The following is a 13,224-nucleotide window of genomic DNA, read 5'->3' on the forward strand; positions in this document are numbered from 1 at the left end:
GGTTGGGTGCAAAACCTCTGGCCTTAGGTGCGTGACGCCTCGAACGCGGCCCAGACGTCTTCGAATTCCGCGAAGGTGATGCGCGTGCCCGTGGTGGCGTCGAGCACGACTTTTTCGGATGTGAAGAGCTGGGCGATGGCCGTTTCAAGCCGGGGGATGACGTCATTCGGGATCACCACCGCGCCGTGGCGGTCGGCGTGGATGAGAGCGCCAGGGGTGACCTGCATACCGTGGACGCTCACTGGTTGGTCGAAGTCGACCACATGCACAAAGCCGTGACTGGGGCCGATGGAGCCTGCGACAACCGGAAAGCCGTCGGGCAGATCACCCAGATCGCGCATCACGCCGTCGGTCAACGCACCTGAGAGGCCAAAGGATTTGTGCACATTGGTGTTGATCTCTCCCCAATAGGCACCAATCGCATGGGGCACGTCGAGGTCCTGCACCACAGCGACGCCGGGGCGCGGGCCTTCGGACATGTATTTGTAATACGCCATGCGGCGGGCCTTTATTGTGGCGGGGTCCTCAGTCGGCGGGTTCACAGCCTGAATGCGCGCGGTGCGGGCGTAGCCGACCATGGCTTCGCCGGGGGCAGAGCACTGCATGGTGCCACGCGTGAAGTCGTTGAAGCCGCGTTTGCCTTGGGCCACTTCGATGGCGTTGCAGACGGTGGGGGTGTCGACCCGTTTCAGGAGAGTATGCAGGCTGTCGTTCATGTTAGCTCCGATCAAGGGGTTTTCAGGGCGTGCCAGATGGCAGCGGCATGGGTGTGGGGGTCTTGGGTGCCATCGATTTGCCGCACGGCGGTAGGCCAGTCTTCCCAGACGTGGGGATATGCGGGAAAGCCGCGATGGGCGATGCGCGACTGGCGCACATCTTCGGGGACGCGGACCCAGATCACCTGATCCGCCCTGGGCCAGATCGCGCGGCCCTGCGCATCGGCGTTCACAGCGTCACAGACCACATCATGGCCAAGTGCGGCCTGTTCCACCGCTTGTGCTGCGGCCACACGGTAGCCCGCGTCTATGGCGCTGTCAGGGGCCAGCAGACTTTCGCAGATCGCACGTTCGATGGTATCGACCCGCAGATGTACCGCCCTTCCCTGCGCGCAAAGCGCTTGCGCGAGCGTTGTCTTGCCACTGCCCGGCAACCCAGACAGCAGCAGGATGCGCCCTGTCACCGCGCGCGCGCCAATGCCGCCCCGTCCCGCATGGCTTCAAGCTTGGCATAGGCGATTTCGGGATCTACCGCGCCGAAGCCTGCGAAAGTGCCAAAGCCGCAATCGCTGCCTGCGACCACGCGGTCTGCGCCGACGATACCCGTGAAGCGTTCGATGCGTTGGGCGACAACCTCAGGGTGTTCAACGAAGTTGGTCGTGGTGTCCACGACCCCCGGCACCAGCACTTTGTCGTCGGGAATGTCAGCGCGGCGGTCGCGGAAGACGGTCCATTCGTGGGCGTGACGGGGGTTGGAGGTTTCGAACAATACGTAGCGGGATTTGGTGGACATGAGCATATCGAAGACCTTGTCCATACCGATGTCGCAGACATGCGGGCCTTCGTAATTGCCCCAGCAGATGTGCAGGCGCACCTTGTCCTGCGGCACATCGCGCAGAGCGTGGTTGAGCGCCTCCACATGTCCGTTTGCGATCCTGAGGAATTCGGCGTCGCTCAGATCATTGAACAGCATATGCCGCGACAGGGCCAGATCGGGGCAATCGAGTTGTAGGTCAAGCCCTGCGGCGATGATCGTCTCGTATTCTTCCTTCATCGCGTCCGCGAGTGCAGCAAGATAGGCCTCGCGGGTTTTGTAGTGGTCGTTCTGCAGGAAGAGAGAGATCACGCCGGGCGACGCGGCGTTCATGAAGCCCCGCTCGGCCCCGTGTTCGGCCATGGCAGCCTTGAGGTTGGCAATGTCCTTCGTCAACTCCCCCTGCCCTTTGGATTTCACCTCCCCCGTGCACATGGGGCGCGCGTATTGCGGGGTGCCGCCGTCATCGGCGAGGCGTTTGAGGAAGCTGGGGAACTGCTTGAGGTCGGCAGGCGCATTGCGCGGGCTGTCGCCGGAGAAGCCGGTGTAGCGGTCCTTGACGTAGGTGGCGTAGCTGATCTTGGAGGTTTCGCCATCGCTGACCACACCGACACCTGCCGCGACCTGACGGGCGACGGTCGCGGAAACGGCGGCGGTCATGGTCGCGTCGAATGCCGCCTGCTCATAGGGTTTGCCGTGTTCGCGGGCGAAGATGAAATCGACAACTTCCTGCGTGCGGGGAAGCGAGCCTGCATGGGTGGTGAGAACGGTCATTTTTGGTCTTTCCTGGTTCACGGGTTTGGGCGCTTGGCCCCCTCAGTTGGCGCGGTCGAGTTGCCTGCCGTTCCAGATCCACGGGCGGGCGCAGTTTTCGTTGTTCTGGCCGCACATGGAAAAGGAGCCGGAGATCATCAGGCCCATCCGGCCATCGGGTTGGGCGACAAGGGCGGGCACAGCGCCCAGCATCTGTTCGGGGTCCACATAGCCTTTGGAGGACATGAACACATCAACAGAGCAATTGGCCGCGCCGCAAAAGGCGCGGGCCAGAGGCGGCGGACACATGACGTGGTTCCAATCCAGCACCACGTCAGGGGCGCCGTCGCCGTCAATGTCGCCTGCCTGAAGCGCATCAGGCCGGATCGTGGCCACACCTTCGCACAGACGGTTGGCGTAGGTGGTGATTTGGTTCGGAATGGTGAAGGCACCCGGCGTTGGCGCAGGTGCAGGCGCTGCGGCGGGGGCGGCTCCTGCGGTACCGAACCACGCAGGCGCGGGGTAGCCTGTGGCCACAAGGGTCGCCGCGCAATGCTGCTGGGCTTCTGCCACCGCCAGGCCGAGGCCCGCCACCGGGAGCTCCCAAACCGCGTCTTGCCCAACCGCCAGCACCAGACGCGACGCGGTGGCGAAAGCACGATAGACCGGATCGCCCATCGACAACTCTGCCGACCAGTAGCCGTAGAATTCGTCCCGCACCACGGGGGGCAATTGATATCCGGTATCATCCACCCACAGCACCATATCGGCGCGGGTTTCAACGCCTGTCTCAGGGATCGTCTTGCCCCAGAACTCAACCCGCATGTTGTAGGGGGCCGTCGGTTGTTCCTCATGCGCGCCGACCTCAATCAAAGGGCGGTTCTGCACCGAACGGGCGTTGCAGACAAAGGCCATCGGCAGCCCTTCGGCGCGGGCCGTGCCGTAGGCATAGCCGCCATCGTCGTTCAAGGCCGACTGCCACGTTTGCGCAGATGCCGAAGAAGCCACGAGCATCACAAAAAGAGCAACGACATACCGGATCATCCAACGCACCCTCCCTGATGTGGATGCGCTGATCTTGCCTGTCTGTCGCGGCCTTGCCAAGTCAGCCTCTCCACGTCTGGCCAGCCGGATCATCGGTTGCGACCACGTGATAAAGTGCCGCCTCTCCGGTCATGGAAGGCACCGCGTTGTGCATGAGGTTTTCCGGCACAGACATTGTATCACCCGGTGCAAGCGTCGCGCTGCCGCCGTCCCAAGTAACGCGCCAATGGCCGGTGACGGGCATCAGGACGGAGGGCCGGTCGTGGCTGTGCATCGCCTCCGACGCGGAGTTGCGGGTCACAAGCGCCACTTCGAACCCGGGTTTGTCGCGGATGATGGCCTTTTCCCCGATAACCGCACAAGGCGTGCCCGATTGCGCCAGCGCCACCATATCATTGTAGCGCCGCACATAGCCGCCCACGACCTGCATCACATTTGGTGTGTCGACCCGTGCCAGTTCATCAGCAGTCAGCAACGGCATCGGCTTGATGCCTTCCGGCAGGCTCTCGCCCTTCTTGCTGTCATAAAGTTTGCCATTTTCGCCCAGCACCAGCCCGTGCGCACGGGCGTCCTCGATCACATGCGGGGCCCAGATCACGCCGCCGCCGGCATCATCACCGCCGAGGATGGCCATGATCATTCCATAGTCGGTGCCGATGTTCTCAAACCCGCGGAAGATGTTGGTGGGGATGTTAAAGATATCCCCTTCCTCCAGCACCACCTCGCCCGCGTCGCCATGTTCGCCCCAGAAAAACCGCCAGCGGCCTTTGAGCACAAAGAACACCTCCGCCGTGCGGTGGTTGTGCAGGGAGTTGCGGCATTTGGGCGGCTGGCCCGCAGCGCCAATGTTGAACCCATGCGGGATCGCGATGTGCACATGCTGGTCGGGGCTTTCCGATACGCCGCCGCCGATGATCGTAAAGTTTTCCTTCTGATCGCTGCCCGGCGTATGGGCGTCGATGAAGGCGGTCTTGCAGGGCATCAGATCGCCATAGCGAACGATCCGGGCTTCCATGTCTTGGGGTGTCATTGCGGGTTATTCCTGACTGTAGGTGTTGGAGAAAGAAGCGGTGGTCAAAACAGGCTCTCCCCCGGCGGACGCAGGTTCAGACGCCGTGCCCGCCTGCTTGCAAGATAGCCATGGCGCGGTGCCAGCTTGCGCGCGAGACAAGTCATTGCCCCGCCTCCAGCTGCGCCCGCAACTGCGCGTTTTCCGTCTCCAGCCGCTCCAGCTCGGGACCGACCAATGCAGCCATCTCAGCCGTGTCAAAGCGCGGGGTGATGAACTGTGAACAGTTCCAGTCAAAGGCAGCGACGCGGATGGTCATGACACGCTCAACGCGGCCTTCCCCTTCGGTGCGCAGCCTCTCGGCTGTCTCTGGCGCGTCCTCAGCAGCCTGCAAGGTAGCATGTCCTTGCAGTTTCAGCCGCGCCTTGCGGGCATAATCCATCGCAAAGACCGACACGCGGGTGTTGCCCGCAAGATTGCCCTTGGTGATCAATTGCCTGTTGCCACGGTAATCCGCAAAGCCGAAAGTCCGCTCATCCAGCACCTTGATGAACCCGGCAGGTCCGCCCCGGTGCTGGATGTACGGCCAGCCGTCCGCGTTCACCGTCGCCAGATACAGGGATGTCCGCGACGCCAGAAACGCTGTTTCTTCCGGGCCAAGCGGCTCATCGGCTTTCTCGGCATACCGCCGATCATAAACACCCTTTGCGCCAATGGCCTCCTGTTCGGCCTCAACCGCCGCGGTGAACATCAGATCGGCATAGCTGGGCATGGGTTATCCTGTCTGCAAGAGGATCTGTTTCCAGACCATGGCTTCATCATAGATCACATATTCACGCCGCAGCCCCCACGGCCCGAATTCAGCATGGCAGATCCCCAGAACGTAAACCTCTGCCCCCGTTGGTGTGCCAAAGCTGCCCCAGCCATCATGCTTGCCATGCAGTGACCAGCGCACGGCGGCACGGGGGGGCATCATCGGATCTTCGCGGCCAATGACGTGGTCAATCTTAAAAACGGCCGAAGGAAAGGAGGCCCGCAGCCCCATCCAGAACTGATCCACCGGCCCATGACTGTGCCCCCGCAGACCACCGGGATACTCCACCTGCACGGCGCGGTCATATTCCGCCGGGATCGCCGCCATGTCTGCCCCCATGATCCGGGTCAGAATATCGGCGTATTTCGCACCCCAGTCATTGTCATTGCCACGCCCCTTGTAGGGACCGGGCAGATCAATCGCCGACGTCATTGGTTTCACACAGGCCTCCGGCCCGCCTTCGCGTTCGATCAGATCAGCAGCATAGGCCTTGGGCTCCCACCCCATCTGGCGCACAATGGCGCCCTGATCGCGGATCAGCCATTCATCGTTGATCTGGTTGTTGATCGCATGACAATCCGCCATGATCCGGTACACCAGCTTCCTGCCGGTCGCGGCCCCGTACATCCCGTCGCCCGTATGCGTCGCAGTAGACAGCAACCGGTGAGAGGACAACATCCCTTCCTCCGGCGTCCCGGACCAGATCACATCTTCGCCCAACAACGTCCGATCCGGGAATTCAGCCAGCGTCGCCATGGTAGCACCGATGACATTCCGGTTCCCGACCACCACCGATCCGGGGCTGCGCACAACGATATCGTCGCTGTAATACTGATGCAGCGTTGCAATCCCGCGGTCTTCCCAGATCTCTTTGGTGATGCCGATGATGTAATCGGGAAAGTCTTTGAATTTTGGGTCAAAACCCTTCATCTGTCTTGTCCTTTATGGGATGCGGGCAGAGCCGCGAATGATAAGCGGGCCATCCAGCGCCACATGTTTGGGAAGGGTTTCACCGTCTTCAATCCGGTCAAGAAGCATCTTCACGGTATGCGCCACCATCTGGTTGGCGGGCTGGCGGACAGTGGTCAAATCATAGCTGGGCCAGGCGGCAATGGCCACGTCATCATACCCGACAACGGAGACATCCTCGGGGATCCGCAGCCCCAGTTCAAACCTCAAGACATCCATCACCCCGAACGCCATATGATCATTTGCCACAAACACCGCATCGGGCGGCGCATCCACCGCGAACATCTCCCGCGCTGCAGCTTTCGCTCCGTCCAGTGAGAAATTCCCGCATTTGCGCGCGCTCAGCGCCATGCCATGCGCCTCAAGTCCCGCGACAAAGCCCGCCTCCCGCTCAATCTGGGTGGAGGCCCCCTCCCACCCGGCAATATGGCCTATTCTTTTGTGACCGCCTGCCGCCAGAAACTCCGCCAATTTGCGCCCGCCCTCAAAGTTGGCCGAGGTCACGCTGGAGAGCGCCATATCAGGCTGCGAACGGTTGAACAGCACCACCGGAATGCCGGTTGCCGCACAGCGCTGGGTCAGATCATTCGACAGGCCGACCGAGGCGGCGATGATCCCGTCGACCTGATAGTCCAGCAATTCCTGAATGACACCGTCCACTTCCTCGGCGGTGTTCGACGCCATGAAGACCAGCAGGTGATACCCCTGCTCCTGGAGGGACTTCGACAGCCTTTCAATGGCTTCGGGATAGAACTGGTTTTCCAGATAGGCCACGACAAGGCCAATGATCCGGCTGCGCCCGGTGATCAGACTGCGGGCAATCACATTGGGCCGGTAGCCCAGCGCATCGGCGGCTTTGCGCACCTTCTGTGCGGTGGATTTGCTCACGGACGCACCGGGCGTGAAGACGCGGCTGACCGCAGACCGGCTGACGCCGGCCTTTGCTGCCACTTCCAGTGCTGTGATCCGTCCGCCCATTATTCCGCCGTCCACCCGCCATCGACTCTCAAAGCGGTGCCTGTGACCATCGCCGAGGCACCCGAGGCCAGAAACAACACTGCCCCCATCATGTCCTCTACTTCCGCCACCCGTGGCAGCTTGATCTTGTCCAACACCCAGGCCAGCCGCTCAGGATCATCGAACGTTGGTTGGGTCAGCGCGGTGCGCACAAAGGTCGGACAGATCGAGTTGATCCTGATCCCCGCTTTGCCCCACTCAATCGCCATGGCTTTGATCATCCCCTCCAACCCGTGTTTGGACGCACAATAAAGCGCGCGGTCAATGCCCCCCACATGCCCCATTTGCGAGGAAATATGGATGATCGACCCCGGCTTGCCCGCTTCTTGCAACATGCGCGCCGCGGTGGCCGACAGGAAATAAGCCCCCCGCAGATTCACCGCCATCACGGCATCGTAATCCTCCGGCGTGGTCTCAATTGCCGCCGAATGCCGCGCCAACCCGGCGGAGTTCACAACCACATCAAAGGGCGCATCAAACACCGCCTCGATCGACGCTAGATCCGCCTGATCCAATGTCCTTGCTTCCGCCGTTCCGCCCTGCGCGCGCAACGCAGCGACAGCGTCCTCCAACACATCCACCCTCCGGGCCGCACAGACCACATGCGCGCCCGCTTCCGCCAACGCGGCGGCACAGGCCAATCCAATACCCGAAGACGCACCCGTGACCAAAGCGCGCTTCTCATACAAATCAAACGACGGTGTCTGCGGCAGGTCCATCACTGCGCCCTGCCAGTCTCAGGATCAAATCCCGCACGCGCCTTGTTGAATTCGCGCAAGCGCGCCAGCACATCCACGCCAATCTGATCATACATGTGCAACAGATCCACCAAGACCCAATTCTCCCGAATGCGCCCGGCTTCCATACGCCAGAAATCCAGGCTCCGCATCTCGATCTTCTTGCCCGTTGGCGCAATGCCCAGCCATCCCCCGTGGGTGATGGATTGATACATGTCCGGCCACCCGGTCACAGCCGCATAAGGCCCATCACCAAAGAAATGATACTCGATCTCATCCACATATTGCCCCCGGTCGGGCATGCCGTTGAGGAACGGGATCTGGTGCCAGTTGCGAAAGCCCGCGATCCCGCGCCCGGTGCCGATACCCGCAGGCCCGTACCAGGTCATGCGCGGGTGCCAGAAGCGTTCCATTTCCATCACCTCCGGCCCGCCTTGGGACGGGTGACGCTTGAGGTGTTCGAGCATGTCGATGATGTGCTGACAGGAGGTTGCCCCGGCCGCCGCATCATAGGGCCCCGGCACGTGACCATCACAATGTGACGGCCCCGGCACATGCCACTCGCGCCCCAGCGACGGGGCCATCGGCCAGGCGCCTGCCTGCATCATCACTTCGGGAATATCCCACAACGCCTGCATCTCGGTGATCTTGCCGTCTTCAAAACGGTAAAATTCGTGAAAGCGCATATGCGCCAGATGCCCGGTCGCCGGAATGTCCAGCCAGGGCGCCGCAAAGGTCCCTACATAGGTCCCGCCACAGCCAACCCAATCCGCCCCTTCCGGGGTCGGCCCCGCCATGACAATCCAGTCCCGCCGTTCCAGATCGGGCCAGCCCGCATTCAGCGGCGCATAAACCGCATCCACATAGGCATCCACGCCCTGAATGCTCTCAAACGGATAGGCCAGACGAAACACCACATCCGGCGCACAGATCGCGTGAAACGCCGCGCGTACCGCCTCAAGATCGAAATCATACATCGCCGCCCGCAGTGGCGCGATCAGCTCTTTATGATGCGATTGCCTGTCCATGTTCCCATCTTTTCTCAAAAAATATCCCGGGAGGTCTGGAGGGCAGCGCCCTCCGGAGATCGCTTGCGATCTACTCCGCCGCGTCCCGCGCAGGGGCCCCCTCACCGTAAGGCACATTCACCCCGCCATAACGCCGGACCCGCACATTGCACTGCTCCGCATGACCAACAAACCCCTCCAGCATACACAACCGCGACCCATAGGCGCCCATCTCGGCCGCCGCTTCATCACTGGTGATCTTCTGATAGGAATGCGTCTTGAGGTATTTGCCGACCCAAAGCCCGCCCGTATACCGCCCCGCCTTCTTGGTGGGCAGCGTGTGGTTGGTGCCGATGACCTTGTCGCCATTGGCCACATTCGTCCGGGGCCCCAGAAACAACGCGCCATAGCAGGTCATGTTGTCCAGAAACCAATCATCCCGGTCGGTCATCACCTGCACATGCTCTGACGCGATGTCATCGGCCACCGCCAGCATCTCATCATAGGTGTCACAAACGATCACTTCGCCGTATTCTTCCCAACTCACACGCGCCGTCCCCGCCGTCGGCAGGATCTCCAAAAGACGGTCAATCTCCGCCAATGTCGCCTCGGCCAGCTTGCGCGAAGTGGTCAGCAGGACGCAGGGAGAGTTATAGCCATGCTCCGCCTGCCCGAGCAGGTCCGTCGCGCAGATCTCCGCATCCACCGTGTCATCCGCAATCACCATGGTTTCCGTCGGACCGGCAAACAGATCAATCCCGACCCGACCAAAAAGCTGCCGCTTGGCTTCGGCGACAAAGGCGTTGCCGGGACCAACGAGAAGGTGCACAGGGTCAATCGTTTCGGTCCCGATGGCCATGGCCCCCACCGCTTGTATGCCGCCCATGACATAGATCTCATGTGCACCGCCGAGGTGCATGGCCGCGATCACCGCCGGGTTCGGCTCCCCATTGAAAGGCGGTGTGCAGGCGATGATGCGCGGCACCCCCGCCACGGATGCGGTTGCCACGGACATATGCGCGGATGCCACCATGGGGAATTTGCCGCCGGGCACGTAGCACCCGACCGACTGTACGGGGATGTTCTTGTGGCCAAGGATCACACCGGGCTGCATTTCAACCTCGATATCCAGCATCGAATCCCGTTGCGCCTGCGCGAACTTGCGCACATTGTCCTGCGCGAATTTCAGATCCGCCATCTCGCGCGGGCTGACCTTGGCGATCAACGCGTCGATCTCTTCCTGCGACAGTTTGAAAGATGCGGGCGAATAGCTGTCGAACGTCTCCGACAGCGCCCGCACGGCGGCGTCGCCGCGTGCTTCGATGTCTTTCAGCGTGGCCTCGACCACGCTGCGCGTCTTTGCATCCTCTTCGCTGCGCTCATCGTCTGATTTGCCGCGTTTGAGATATTCAATTGTCATTCCGTCACCTCATGTACCATCCGGGCGGGGCGGCGTTTTCTCGCCCCGGTCGAAGGCTTCCCAGCCTTCCCCGCCAAACACATCAACTCCCAGCTGTGCCAGCACATGCGGAAAGTCGACCATCACCCAATTGTCTTCGATCTTGCCCTCGGAGACTTTCCAGAAGTCCATATACCGGATCTCAATCCGTTTGCCCGTGGGGGCCACCCCCATAAACACGCCCGAATGCGTGGCCTCCTGACGGCCAAAGGCCGCGGCCCATTCCCCCATGTAAAGCCGCGCCTCATCCACACAGACCTTGTCGGAAAATGCTGCCTGAAACGGGCGCTGCCAGTTGTCCTGAAATGACTTCAGACCCGTCTTGGTGCCGCAGCCCTGATTGCCAAGCCAGCGGAAGTTGTCATGAAAAAAAGCGCCAATGCCATCGATGGTATGGTCGTTCAAACCGTCAACCATGCCTTCGATCACGGCACGGGTTTCATCGGTCTTGCTCATGTCAGTGTCGCGCGTCAGCACGGCTTGTTCGGGTCGTGAGCCTTTCATGGCGTTCCTTGTGTTTGTAAGTGTCGGACCGGGGCCAGCCCCGGACCCCGGAGGTTAAAGGCCAAATGAAGCCGGGACCGTCATCCTTTTACGGCTCCCGCAGTGAGCCCCGAGACGATCTGGCGCTGGAAGACCATCACCAGCAGGAACAAGGGCGCGGTGATGGAGACGGCCGCAGCCACCGCTTCGACCTGATCGGTGGTGGTGGTTTCACGGTTAAAATAGCCCGCAATCGCCGGCACCATCGTCTGGTTCTGCGCGTCCAAGAGCAGCGAGGTCACCAGAAAGTCGTTGTAGGCCAGCAGGAAGGCAAAGAGCCCCGTGGTGATGACACCCGGCCACATCACCGGCATGATCACCCGGCGGAAGGCCTGGAAATGCGAGCAGCCATCGACGCGGGCTGCTTCGTCCAGCTCGCTCGGGATGTTCTGAAAGAACGACCGCAGCATCCAGATCGTGAAGGGCTGGTTGATCGACACCATCACCGCGATCACCGCCCAGGGTTGACCGTACAACGTGGGCGACAGATCGCCAAAGATCGGGCGCAGGATTTCGGCAGAATTGATGAACCACGGCAGATATCCCGCCACCAGCACCGAATGGGGCAAGGCGCGAAACACCAGCGCCGCAATCAGCAGCCAGAAGGCAAGGTCCGAGCCGGAGCGTGCCAAACCGTAGCCTGCCAAGGTTCCCACCGTCAGCGACACCGTGACAACCCCCGCCGTTACGAACAGGGAATTGAGGAAATTGCGGTAAAACTCGTTTTCGCCCCAGACCGCCACGTAATGTTGCGTGGTCAGACCCAGTACAGGCTCTCCCAGCGGGCCAAGCACGCTGTTCAGCGCGCCAAGGATCAGCGGCAGCAGACCAAAGAACACCAGCAGGAAGACCAGTGCATAGACCGCCGCACCGACCAGCCATCCCAGCACGATGAGGGAGGGGGGTGAATACTGCATGACCAATCCGGGCAGACGGGTAAACGCCCAGCGGATCGCAAAGTAGAGCACCACCAGCCCAAGCACGATATCAAGGATCGACAGCCCCTCCCCCCGCGCCAGCGTGGCGGGGCCGACGATTACATCCCACGGGCTGGACGCAAAGGCGTCGCGCGGGGATTTGATGCTCATCACGGCAATCCAGACGATTGGAAAGGCCGCCAGCAGGCACCAGAAAGCGAGAAAGGCACCGGAGGCAAAGCGCAGACCAAATGGCTGGCGCAGGGCTCTTGAAACGGATGACATTAGTGCGCTCCTCCTTTGTGGTCTTTCCAAGTGCGGCGCAGCGGCCAGATCAGCAGGAATACAATCCCGATCATGGTCAGCATCGCACTGGCCGCGGCGCGGCTGATCGCGCGGTTGCCCGCATCATCCGGCGTCAGGAAATCCACCGTGAGCCACTGCAGGGAAATCACATGCGCCTGAGAACGGAAGCCGATGATCTCGTCGAAGACACGGTAGCAATCCATCAGATGGATCAGCGCGATGAAAACAATCAACGGCATCAGGTGCGGAATGATCACATGGCGCAGCCGCTCCCATCGGTTTGCCCCGTCGATGATCGCGCTTTCCAGCGTGTCCATATTCACCGTTTGCAGCCCCGCATAGAAGATCACAAAGGCAAAGGGCGCCACGTGCCAGACGCGGTAGAAATACATCAACAGCTCAATCGTCCAGGCCTGAGCGAACATGGAAATGTTGGTGCCCGACCAGCTTTCCATCATTGCCGTCAGGATGCCGTCCCCCACAAACAACCAATAAATCGACAACGACCCGATCACCGGTGTGATGATGAACGGCAAGAGCGAGACGAAGATCACCGGACCGCGCAAGGCCTTGGCCGCGTTGTTCACCGTCAGGGCGATCAACAGACCCACACCGATCACCAGCGGCAAGGTCACAAGCGTGAACATCAGCGTAAACCGCAGCGCTTTCCAGAAGTCGATTTGCAGGATATCCCCCAGCCGCCCGGCGGAGACAGCTTCCCACACCTTGTCCATCTGCAAGACGTTGCGGTAGCTTTGCAGCCCGGTCCATTCGGTGGTGGTCACGGTCTTGCCATCTTCACCAATCACCGGGACAGTCTTGAGCTCCGTCACGCAGGTCTGGGTCAGAAAACCCGGTGTGCAGGTCTCAACCTCAAGGTTTTGCATCACCGGCTGGGTGATCTGAAAGCTCTGGATAAAGACAGAAATCAGCGGCAGCGCGATGAACAGGATCATCATGAAGACCGAAGGGCCGACAAAGGCCGCAAAGGTTTTGAATTTCATGTCGTGTCCTCCATGGCGGTGCCCCCTGCCCCGCGTGGTCCGGTATCTGGACTTGGCAAGCGGCTGTGGTGCCGCTGACAAAACCCAGAAGGCTTGGCTGAAAAGCGGTTGGCCG

14 protein-coding genes are annotated in these 13,224 nt (G+C 61.2%); all 14 read right to left on the bottom strand.

The annotated features are described in order from the left end of the window. Positions 1-23: 23 nt before the first annotated feature. A complete protein-coding gene (locus Q1A91_RS00440; protein WP_299871223.1) occupies positions 24-716 on the bottom strand; it encodes an RraA family protein in 693 nt (230 codons plus the stop codon). Positions 717-727: 11 nt separating this feature from the next. After that, positions 728-1,180: an AAA family ATPase gene (locus Q1A91_RS00445; protein WP_299871226.1), complete on the bottom strand. Its 453-nt coding sequence runs from the start codon at positions 1,178-1,180 to the stop codon at positions 728-730. Continuing rightward, positions 1,177-2,304, bottom strand: a complete 1,128-nt coding sequence (locus Q1A91_RS00450) for a cobalamin-independent methionine synthase II family protein (RefSeq protein ID WP_299871229.1) — start codon at positions 2,302-2,304, stop codon at positions 1,177-1,179. The genes Q1A91_RS00445 and Q1A91_RS00450 overlap by 4 nt, the downstream gene beginning before the upstream one ends. A 42-nt stretch (positions 2,305-2,346) precedes the next feature. Continuing rightward, positions 2,347-3,327 (bottom strand): hypothetical protein, encoded by a 981-nt coding sequence (locus Q1A91_RS00455; RefSeq protein ID WP_299871232.1) that lies wholly within the window; start codon positions 3,325-3,327, stop codon positions 2,347-2,349. Between the two features lie 61 nt (positions 3,328-3,388). Next, positions 3,389-4,357 (bottom strand): cupin domain-containing protein, encoded by a 969-nt coding sequence (locus Q1A91_RS00460; RefSeq protein ID WP_299871235.1) that lies wholly within the window; start codon positions 4,355-4,357, stop codon positions 3,389-3,391. Positions 4,358-4,499: 142 nt separating this feature from the next. After that, on the bottom strand, positions 4,500-5,108 hold the full coding sequence (locus Q1A91_RS00465; RefSeq protein WP_299871239.1) for a pyridoxamine 5'-phosphate oxidase family protein: 609 nt from the start codon (positions 5,106-5,108) through the stop codon (positions 4,500-4,502). A 3-nt stretch (positions 5,109-5,111) separates the two neighbouring features. Then, complete coding sequence (locus tag Q1A91_RS00470) at positions 5,112-6,080, bottom strand: ester cyclase (RefSeq protein WP_299871242.1); 969 nt, start codon at positions 6,078-6,080, stop codon at positions 5,112-5,114. A 12-nt stretch (positions 6,081-6,092) separates the two neighbouring features. After that, on the bottom strand, positions 6,093-7,100 hold the full coding sequence (locus tag Q1A91_RS00475) for a LacI family DNA-binding transcriptional regulator (RefSeq protein ID WP_299873626.1): 1,008 nt from the start codon (positions 7,098-7,100) through the stop codon (positions 6,093-6,095). Then, positions 7,097-7,855, bottom strand: coding sequence for an SDR family oxidoreductase (locus tag Q1A91_RS00480; RefSeq protein WP_299871245.1), 759 nt, complete (start codon positions 7,853-7,855; stop codon positions 7,097-7,099). The genes Q1A91_RS00475 and Q1A91_RS00480 overlap by 4 nt, the downstream gene beginning before the upstream one ends. Further along, on the bottom strand, positions 7,855-8,901 hold the full coding sequence (locus Q1A91_RS00485) for an ester cyclase (protein WP_299871248.1): 1,047 nt from the start codon (positions 8,899-8,901) through the stop codon (positions 7,855-7,857). Before Q1A91_RS00485 ends, Q1A91_RS00480 begins: the two co-directional genes overlap by 1 nt. Before the next feature lie 70 nt (positions 8,902-8,971). After that, positions 8,972-10,300, bottom strand: a complete 1,329-nt coding sequence (gene hisD, locus Q1A91_RS00490; RefSeq protein ID WP_299871251.1) for a histidinol dehydrogenase — start codon at positions 10,298-10,300, stop codon at positions 8,972-8,974. A gap of 9 nt (positions 10,301-10,309) precedes the next feature. Continuing rightward, a complete protein-coding gene (locus Q1A91_RS00495) occupies positions 10,310-10,843 on the bottom strand; it encodes an ester cyclase (RefSeq protein WP_299871254.1) in 534 nt (177 codons plus the stop codon). An 80-nt stretch (positions 10,844-10,923) separates the two neighbouring features. Next, positions 10,924-12,084 (bottom strand): carbohydrate ABC transporter permease, encoded by a 1,161-nt coding sequence (locus Q1A91_RS00500; protein ID WP_299871257.1) that lies wholly within the window; start codon positions 12,082-12,084, stop codon positions 10,924-10,926. Further along, positions 12,084-13,109 carry a carbohydrate ABC transporter permease gene (locus tag Q1A91_RS00505; protein WP_299871260.1) on the bottom strand — a complete coding sequence of 342 codons (1,026 nt, stop codon included), beginning with the start codon at positions 13,107-13,109 and terminating at the stop codon, positions 12,084-12,086. Before Q1A91_RS00505 ends, Q1A91_RS00500 begins: the two co-directional genes overlap by 1 nt. Positions 13,110-13,224: the final 115 nt, after the last annotated feature.

The organism is uncultured Sulfitobacter sp. (genome assembly GCF_947500075.1).
GTDB lineage: Bacteria > Pseudomonadota > Alphaproteobacteria > Rhodobacterales > Rhodobacteraceae > Sulfitobacter.

Bases quoted from the DNA above. Each gene is read 5' to 3' on its own strand.
- Q1A91_RS00440 (WP_299871223.1), bottom strand. From the start codon at position 716: ATGAACGACAGCCTGCATACTCTCCTGAAACGGGTCGACACCCCCACC.
- Q1A91_RS00450 (WP_299871229.1), bottom strand. From the start codon at position 2,304: ATGACCGTTCTCACCACCCATGCAGGCTCGCTTCCCCGCACGCAGGAA.
- Q1A91_RS00455 (WP_299871232.1), bottom strand. From the start codon at position 3,327: ATGATCCGGTATGTCGTTGCTCTTTTTGTGATGCTCGTGGCTTCTTCG.
- Q1A91_RS00460 (WP_299871235.1), bottom strand. From the start codon at position 4,357: ATGACACCCCAAGACATGGAAGCCCGGATCGTTCGCTATGGCGATCTG.
- Q1A91_RS00465 (WP_299871239.1), bottom strand. From the start codon at position 5,108: ATGCCCAGCTATGCCGATCTGATGTTCACCGCGGCGGTTGAGGCCGAA.
- Q1A91_RS00470 (WP_299871242.1), bottom strand. From the start codon at position 6,080: ATGAAGGGTTTTGACCCAAAATTCAAAGACTTTCCCGATTACATCATC.
- Q1A91_RS00480 (WP_299871245.1), bottom strand. From the start codon at position 7,855: ATGGACCTGCCGCAGACACCGTCGTTTGATTTGTATGAGAAGCGCGCT.
- Q1A91_RS00485 (WP_299871248.1), bottom strand. From the start codon at position 8,901: ATGGACAGGCAATCGCATCATAAAGAGCTGATCGCGCCACTGCGGGCG.
- hisD (WP_299871251.1), bottom strand. From the start codon at position 10,300: ATGACAATTGAATATCTCAAACGCGGCAAATCAGACGATGAGCGCAGC.
- Q1A91_RS00495 (WP_299871254.1), bottom strand. From the start codon at position 10,843: ATGAAAGGCTCACGACCCGAACAAGCCGTGCTGACGCGCGACACTGAC.
- Q1A91_RS00500 (WP_299871257.1), bottom strand. From the start codon at position 12,084: ATGTCATCCGTTTCAAGAGCCCTGCGCCAGCCATTTGGTCTGCGCTTT.
- Q1A91_RS00505 (WP_299871260.1), bottom strand. From the start codon at position 13,109: ATGAAATTCAAAACCTTTGCGGCCTTTGTCGGCCCTTCGGTCTTCATG.